Source organism: Streptomyces sp. NPDC056527, assembly GCF_042794475.1.
In the GTDB taxonomy this organism is placed as follows: domain Bacteria; phylum Actinomycetota; class Actinomycetes; order Streptomycetales; family Streptomycetaceae; genus Streptomyces.
In genome coordinates this window covers 1-7,081 of sequence record NZ_JBHTTQ010000184.1, presented here as the reverse complement: position 1 = coordinate 7,081, position 7,081 = coordinate 1, and the positions used below count along the sequence as shown (strand labels likewise).

At 71.9% G+C, this 7,081-nt stretch carries 7 protein-coding genes; 3 read left to right on the top strand and 4 right to left on the bottom strand.

Annotation, left to right across the window (positions count from 1 at the left end):
* The first annotated feature begins 136 nt into the window (after window positions 1-136).
* Both ACFQ7Q_RS37085 and ACFQ7Q_RS37080 read left to right on the top strand, forming a co-directional pair.
* Window positions 137-610 carry a Zn-ribbon domain-containing OB-fold protein gene (locus ACFQ7Q_RS37085; protein WP_383563355.1) on the top strand — a complete coding sequence of 158 codons (474 nt, stop codon included), beginning with the start codon at window positions 137-139 and terminating at the stop codon, window positions 608-610.
* Window positions 607-1,794: a lipid-transfer protein gene (locus tag ACFQ7Q_RS37080; protein ID WP_383563352.1), complete on the top strand. Its 1,188-nt coding sequence runs from the start codon at window positions 607-609 to the stop codon at window positions 1,792-1,794. Before ACFQ7Q_RS37085 ends, ACFQ7Q_RS37080 begins: the two co-directional genes overlap by 4 nt.
* Before the next feature lie 117 nt (window positions 1,795-1,911).
* Here ACFQ7Q_RS37080 and ACFQ7Q_RS37075 read toward each other — a convergent pair whose 3' ends face one another.
* The 4 genes from ACFQ7Q_RS37075 to ACFQ7Q_RS37060 are packed head-to-tail and all read right to left on the bottom strand — an operon-like array spanning window position 1,912 to window position 6,145.
* On the bottom strand, window positions 1,912-2,517 hold the full coding sequence (locus ACFQ7Q_RS37075; protein WP_383563349.1) for an ATP/GTP-binding protein: 606 nt from the start codon (window positions 2,515-2,517) through the stop codon (window positions 1,912-1,914).
* Window positions 2,498-2,947: a DUF742 domain-containing protein gene (locus ACFQ7Q_RS37070; RefSeq protein ID WP_383563346.1), complete on the bottom strand. Its 450-nt coding sequence runs from the start codon at window positions 2,945-2,947 to the stop codon at window positions 2,498-2,500. The genes ACFQ7Q_RS37075 and ACFQ7Q_RS37070 overlap by 20 nt, the downstream gene beginning before the upstream one ends.
* A gap of 13 nt (window positions 2,948-2,960) precedes the next feature.
* The gene (locus ACFQ7Q_RS37065) at window positions 2,961-3,401 is read right to left on the bottom strand and encodes a roadblock/LC7 domain-containing protein (RefSeq protein ID WP_383563343.1); all 441 of its coding nucleotides are present in this window, start codon (window positions 3,399-3,401) and stop codon (window positions 2,961-2,963) included.
* A complete protein-coding gene (locus ACFQ7Q_RS37060) occupies window positions 3,398-6,145 on the bottom strand; it encodes a nitrate- and nitrite sensing domain-containing protein (protein ID WP_383563358.1) in 2,748 nt (915 codons plus the stop codon). Before ACFQ7Q_RS37060 ends, ACFQ7Q_RS37065 begins: the two co-directional genes overlap by 4 nt.
* Window positions 6,146-6,572: 427 nt before the next feature.
* Here ACFQ7Q_RS37060 and ACFQ7Q_RS37055 point away from each other — a divergent pair, with 427 nt between their 5' ends.
* On the top strand, window positions 6,573-7,031 hold the full coding sequence (locus ACFQ7Q_RS37055) for a hypothetical protein (protein ID WP_383563341.1): 459 nt from the start codon (window positions 6,573-6,575) through the stop codon (window positions 7,029-7,031).
* Window positions 7,032-7,081 lie beyond the last annotated feature (50 nt).

Genomic DNA, 7,081 nt, shown 5'->3' with positions numbered 1-7,081 from the left:
ACCCCCGTGGGTCCCGGCCGCCCGTTCCGTACGTAGGGACGCGACGGAGGTCCGTACGGTTCTCAGCGCGCGGCATCCATGGCAGACTTCTGACGCTTCGTCAGATTCAGTGGATCCGGAGTGGGGGAGGGCCTTCGTGGCACGGACGCGCAGACCGGTGGTGGCCGGATGGTTCACGGACGACGGCGGGGAGGTCGGGGACTTCCGGCTGCTCGGCACCCGCTGTACGGCCTGTTCCTCGGTCTTCTTCCCCCGCGAGGACTCCTGGTGCCGCAACCCCGGCTGTCCGGGCGGCGGCGAGCTCGTGGAGACCCCGCTCTCCCGGCGTGGCCGCGTCTGGTCGTACACCGACGGCCGCTACCGCCCGCCCGCGCCCTACGTCTCCGATCCGGACGCGCCCTGGGACCCGTACACCCTGGTCGCGGTGGAGCTGGCGGCCGAGGCGATGGTGGTGCTCGGCCAGGCGGCGCCCGGGGTGCGGACCTCGGACCTCGCCGTCGGCATGGAAGTCGAGGTGGTGCCGGGAGTGCTCAACGAGGACGACGCGCACATCTGGACCACCTGGCACTGGAAACCGGTGCACGCGCGCGTGGCGGAGGAGCGGTCGTGAACGACATCGCCGTACTGGGGGCCGGGATGCACCCCTGGGGCAAGTGGGGCCGCAGCTTCGTCGAGTACGGGACGGCCGCGGCCCGCGCCGCCCTCGAGGACGCCGGGTTGAGCTGGCAGGACATCGGTTCGGTGGTCGGCGCCGACACGATGCGGTGCGGGTATCCGGGATATGTGGCGGGGGCGACCTTCGCCCAGGCGCTGGGCTGGCAGGGAGCGCGCGTCACCAGCGTGTACGCGGCCTGCGCCTCCGGGGCGCAGGCGGTCGGCGCCGCCAGGGCCCAGATCCTCGCCGGGCTGGCGGACGTGGTCCTGGTCGTCGGCGCGGACGCGGCGCCCAAGGGCTTCTTCGCCCCGGCGGGCGGGGAGCGGCCCGACGATCCCGACTGGCTGCGCTTCCGGGTCCTCGGGGCGACCAACCCCGCGTACTTCGGGCTCTACGCACGACGCCGGATGGCCCTGTACGGCGACACGGTGGACGACTTCGCCCAGGTCAAGGTGAAGAACGCGGCGGCGGGCGCGCTCAACCCGCTCGCCCGCTACCGAAAGGCGGTGAGTGCCGAGGAGGTCGCCGCCTCGGCCGTGGTCGCCGATCCGCTCCGGCTGCTCGACATCTGCGCGACGTCGGACGGGGGCGCGGCGCTGGTGCTCTCCAGCATGGAGTTCGCACGCCGGCACGGGCACCCGGACCCCGTCCGTATCCGGGCGGTCTCCACCGTCACACCGACGTACCCCAAGGCCGTCCTCGACCTGCCGGACATCGCGACCGACTCGGCAGCGGCGGTCTCCCCCGCCCCGGACTCCTTCCGGGCGTCGATCGCGCGGGCCGCGTACGAGGAGGCGGGGATCGGGCCCGAGGACCTGTCGCTGGCGGAGGTGTACGACCTGTCCACCGCGCTCGAGCTGGAGTGGTACGAGGACATCGGTCTGTGCGCGGCCGGCGAGGGCGCGAAGCTGGTACGGGAGGGGGCCACCGCGCTCGGTGGCCGCGTCCCGGTCAACACCAGCGGCGGCCTCGGGTCCTTCGGCGAGGCCGTGCCCGCCCAGGCCATCGCGCAGCTCTGTGAGCTCACCTGGCAGCTGCGGGGCACGGCCGGCGGCCGTCAGGTGGACGGCGCGCGGGTCGGGATCACCGCGAACCAGGGGCTGTTCGGGCACGGTTCGGCGGTGGTGGCGGTGCGCTGAACGGGTGCGCCGCCACCGAGCCGCGCTGCTCGGTGGGCACTCCGCGCTGCAGCCCCGCTGCGCGGCGGGCACTCCGCCGTGGAGCCACGCGCGGCGAGGCCGCCGCGCGGTCCCGCGTCAGGTGGCGACGGGCGTGGCGCCCTGGTCCGCCAGGACCAGGGCGTGCTCGACGACGGCCACGAGGATGTTCTTCACGGACTCCCGGTCGCGCGCGTCGCACATCAGCAGCTCCACCTCGGGATCGAGGTCGAGTGCCCCGCGTACGCTCTCTGCCGGGAACCGCTGGGCGCCCTCGAAGCAGTTGACCGCCACCGTGAACGGGATGCCGCGCCGCTCGAAGTAGTCGATCGCGGCGAAGCTGTCCTCCAGACGACGGGTGTCCGCGAGGACGACCGCCCCGAGCGCACCCTGCGCCAGCTCGTCCCAGAGGAACCAGAAGCGGTCCTGGCCGGGCGTGCCGAAGAGATAGAGGACCAGGTCCTCGCGCAGCGTGATCCGCCCGAAGTCCATCGCGACCGTGGTGGTCGACTTGTTCTCGACCCCGTGGAGATCGTCGACGGGCCGGCCGGCCTCGCTCAGGATCTCCTCGGTGCGCAGCGGCCTGATCTCGCTGACGGCGCCGACCAGTGTCGTCTTGCCCACCCCGAAGCCACCCGCGACCAGGATCTTCAACGTCACCGGTTCGACGAAGGGCTTCTTGTGGCTAGAGCGCCCGAAGGCCATTGATCACCTCGCGGAGAATGCTCACGTCCGGCAGCTCGGCCGGCGGAACGGGGCGGGTCACATGGACGAGTTCGTCCTCGACGAGATCGCCGACGAGGACCCGGACGACCCCGACGGGGAGGTCGAGTCCGGCGGCGAGTTCGGCGATCGACTGCGGTGCGTCCGAGCAGCGCTCGACGATCTCCACGTGTTCCGGGGAGAGCGTCTGGTCGCGGCCGGGATCGTCCGCGGCGGGCTCGGGCACCACCACGGCGATCAGGTCGAGACGATGACGGGTCGCGGCGCTGGTCCGCCCGCGGGTCATCGCGTACGGACGGACCACCGGTCCGGCTTCGTCGTCGAACCAGTGGTGGGCCGGGCCCTGCGCGCGGTCGCGCAGAGCCGCGTCGGTCGTGCCGTCGGTCGTGCCGTCGGTCGTGCCGTCAGTCATGGTGTCCCCCCACTCACCCTCCGGCGGACGGTCCGGAGCGCGGGGCCGTCCCGAGGTGGACGCCGACCCGCTTGACCATCAGTGTCATCTCGTAGGCGACCTGGCCGACGTCCGAATCGGCGTCCGCGAGGACGGCGAGACAGCTGCCGTCGCCCGCCGCCGTGATGAAGAGGAACGCGTCCTCCAGCTCCACCACGGTCTGCCGGACCCTGCCGGCCTCGAAGTGGCGGCCGACGCCCTTGGCCAGGCTGTGGAAGCCGGAGGCGACGGCGGCGAGGTGCTCGCCGTCCTCGCGGGTCAGCTCCGCGGAGGCACCGGTGGAGAGTCCGTCGCTGGACAGCACCAGAGCCTTACGGATGGACCCGACCCGCTGGACCAGCTCGTCGAGGAGCCAGTTCAGCTCACCGTTGGCGTTTCCGGAGGTGTTCGTTGCTGCGGCGTTCGGTGCGGTCATCGACCGTCCCCCTCGGGTGTCGTTCCTGGTGCTGGTGGTTCGGCGTTCTGCCGTCGTCCGCGCTGCCAGCCGCGCTGCATGGACGCCATGCGGCTGCGCACTTCCTCGGCATCGCGCTCGAAGTCCGTGCCGGCGGAGGCGGTGTCGCCGGTGGAGGTCTCGTCGCCGTCGCGTTCGCCCGTCTCACGCAGCTGGCGCGCGAGGCTCGCCTGGCGGACCCGGCGGGGCAGTCCGCCGAACGGCGCGGGACCGTCCGGCGGTTCGGCTCCGTTCGGCGGGACAGGGCCGGCCGGAGGTACGGGACCGGCCGACGGCACCGGGCCGTGGGGCGGTACGGGTACCAGGGCGCGCGGTGTCCCCGACGGGCCCGTGGGCTCCTGGCCGGCGGAGGGGTGGGCGCGGCCCGGCTCGTCGACCCGGCGGCCGTGGTCGACGACGAGCGTGGGCGGACGTCGCCTGGGCAGCGGCACGGGGCCGCGCTCGGACGACTGGTCCGGGGTCTGCTGATGCTGCTCGGCGCCCGGGGCCGCGGCGAGGCCGCGGCGGTGGCCACGGGGGCGGAAGAGGCCGCCTCGCTCGCTCTCGGTGTCCTCCAGGTCCGCCGCGGACTGGTCGAGCAGCTCCTCGAAGCCGGAGGTGCCGAGGGGTGGTTCGAGCTCGACGGGCCCGTCGAGCGGGCCGTCCAGGAGCGAGGAGGCGGCGGAGCGCGTCGCGCCGGTGGCCCGGGGCGCGCCGCCCTGCACCTGGGTGAGTGCGGGACGCCTGCCCGGCTGCTCGCCGTTCTCGCGTTCCGCGAGCCCACGGTCCAGGGTCTTGCGGTCCAGGCGGAAGCCGGCGCCCTGAGTCTCGGGCGCGTCGGTGAGCAGCACGGCCGGGATGAAGACGACCGCGGTGGTCCCCCCGTACGGCGAAGGCTGCAGCGAGACGCGGACGTTCTGGCGCTGGGCGAGCCGGCTGACCACGAAGAGGCCGAGGCGGTCGGTGTCGGAGAGCTCGAACTCGGGGGTCTCGGCGAGCCTGAGGTTCGCGTCGAGGAGGGCGTCGGCGTTCATTCCGAGGCCGCGGTCGTGGATCTCCAGGGTGAAGCCGTTGGCGACCCGCTCGCCGAGCACCTGGACGGCGGTGTGCGGGGGCGAGAACACCGTGGCGTTCTCCAGGAGTTCCGCGATGAGGTGGGTGAGGTCGGCGACGGCGGGGCCGCCCACTCCGAGGCGGGGCAGCCGGCGCACCTCGATCCGCTCGTAGTCCTCGACCTCGGCGACGGCCGCGCGGACGACGTCCATGAGCTGGACGGGCTTGCGCCACTGGCGGGAGGGGGCGGCGCCGGAGAGGATCACCAGGCCCTCGGCGTGGCGGCGCATACGCGTGGTCATGTGGTCGAGCCGGAACAGGTCGGCCAGTTCCTCGGTGTCCTCGGTGCGCCGCTCCATGGTGTCGAGGAGGGTGAGCTGGCGGTGCAGCAGCACCTGGTTGCGGCGCGCGAGGTTGACGAAGACCTCGGCGACGCCGCGGCGCATGTCGGCCTGCTTCACGGCGGCCTCGACGGCTGCCCGCTGGAGGGTGTTGAGCGCCTGGCCGACCTGGCCGACCTCGTCCTTCTCGTACCGCAGCTGCGGTACCTCGGTCTCGACGTCGACGTGTTCGCCGGCGGCGAGGCGGCGCATGACGCTGGGCAGGCGTACGCCGGAGACCTCCTGGGCCTCCTTGCGCAGCCTCCGGAGGTCACGGACGAGTTCGCGGCCGATGCGTACGGAGACGACGACGGAGACGAGCAGGGCGAGGAAGCCGAGGACTCCGGCGATGCCGGCCTTGAGCAGCACGCTGTAGGCGGCGGGCTGGACACGCTCCTGGTAGCGGTCGCCGGCGGCCGTGTTCTCCCGTGCCAGGTCGTCGAGGACCGGGTTCGCCCGTTCCTCCCAGCGCTCCGCGGTGATGGTCCGCGGGTTCTTGGCGGGACCGGCGACGATCAGTTCCTCTTCGGCCCGGCGCAGCGGCTCGGTGTCGGGGCTGCGCCAGTACCTCTCGAACTTCTCGCGCTCGACGGTGGGCAGGACTTCGAGGTTCACCTCGTAGAACTGCTTGCGCTGGGCGACGAGATCGCTGATCTCGCGGAGTTCCTGGGCCGTGACGCGCTCGGAGATGAGCGCGGAGACGATCAGGGCGTCCTCGCGGGAGAGCGCCTCGCGGCCGCGGGTGATGCCGACGAGGGCGCGGCCCTGCTTGTCCATCTCCACGTTCTCGAGCGCGTGGAGGGTCATCAGGAAGCTGTAACAGGGGTCGACCAGGCGGTTGTAGAAGTCCAGGGCCTGCATGCGGCCGATGCTGCGGTTCTCCACCGAGCGGCGCAGCGCGTCGAGGCCGTCCAGCGCCGTCAGCAGCGATTCGAGGCGCTGCGAGGCGAGGGGACGCATCTCCTCGCGTACGCCGGAGTCCGCGGCGTTCCGCCGGATGAGCGCGATCTGACGGTCGGTGGCCTCGCGCTGCTCACGCAGGGTGGTGAGGGCGTCGGAGGCGCGTGGATCGGCCAGATAGATCAGGGACTGGCGGCGCTCCTTCTGGATGACGCGCGCGGTGTCCTCGATGGGGTAGCCGACTTTCTCCACGATGTAGCCGACGTCGAGGAGCTGATCCGCCTCGCGGCCGGTGAGTACCGTGGCGAAACCCCAGAGCCCGGTGAGGGACACGAGCGGCACCAGCAACAACGCCACGATCTTCCGGCGGATGGACTTCCCGCGAAAGCGCATGGCCTCCCCCAGTTCGGCCTCCACCCGTCGCGGAGGTCCTCCTTTGCGACGCGTGGCGTCAACACACTGCGTCAACACATGGCGTCAACCATCGGATTCAACAAACGGCGGCGCGAGCCTACTACTGCATCACAGCCAACTCGAAGGCACGTCCGGACGTTTTTCAGCCTCCCGAGTGAGCGTTGATCATGAGATGTCCCGGTATTCAGGGAGTTGGCATTCGTCACTGTGGCGCAGGACACGTGGCGGGGCGCTCGGGGCAGGGGTACAGCGGATGGCTGGAACTGTTCGTTCCGGTACGAACGAGGGGAAACCTTTTCCCTTCGCGGAGCGTCATTGTGTACGGGGAGGGGTGTGTCCGTGTAAAGCCACTCAAGACGGGCAGCCACCCCTGAGGACGGGTCAGCGGTGGGGAGTGACGAGGACGATGGTGCACGAGGCGGAATCGCCGCGGCAGTTGTGGGTGGATGACGAGAAGGGCCGGCGCAGGATGCCGGATCCGGTGCGTACCGCCGCCGTGCGGGCCGTGATGCTCACGTCGGTGACGCTCATACAGGGCATGGTGGCCTTCTTCTGCGCGGTCACCGACTCCTGGCTCGCGTTTCCGATGCTGCTCAGCTCGGTGGGCAGCACGGTCGTGGCGACCTGGAGCGTGCTCGACGTGTGGGTGACACGCCAGGTGTGGCGGCAGCGGAACGGCGTGGTGTCGGAGCCGAGCAGCACGGCACGCCGGCTGAGGCGCGAGCGGCGCCGGGAACGGAAGGCGGCGCAGGTGCCGGACGGCGAACGGGGCCACGGCACGACGGGGATGACGCGCGAGTCGGAGACCTCACGGAACGACAACCCGGCACGGACGGGGACGCGCGCGCTGTCCGAGGCGGCCTGAGGCACGACACATGCCCCGGCCATGGCCGGGGCATGTGTGGAGGCGACTTC

Excerpts from the sequence above, each read along its gene's own strand:
- ACFQ7Q_RS37070 (WP_383563346.1), bottom strand. The coding sequence starts at position 2,947 with ATGACTGACGGCACGACCGACGGCACGACCGACGGCACGACCGACGCG.
- ACFQ7Q_RS37075 (WP_383563349.1), bottom strand. The coding sequence starts at position 2,517 with ATGGCCTTCGGGCGCTCTAGCCACAAGAAGCCCTTCGTCGAACCGGTG.
- ACFQ7Q_RS37055 (WP_383563341.1), top strand. The coding sequence starts at position 6,573 with ATGGTGCACGAGGCGGAATCGCCGCGGCAGTTGTGGGTGGATGACGAG.
- ACFQ7Q_RS37065 (WP_383563343.1), bottom strand. The coding sequence starts at position 3,401 with ATGACCGCACCGAACGCCGCAGCAACGAACACCTCCGGAAACGCCAAC.
- ACFQ7Q_RS37060 (WP_383563358.1), bottom strand. The coding sequence starts at position 6,145 with ATGCGCTTTCGCGGGAAGTCCATCCGCCGGAAGATCGTGGCGTTGTTG.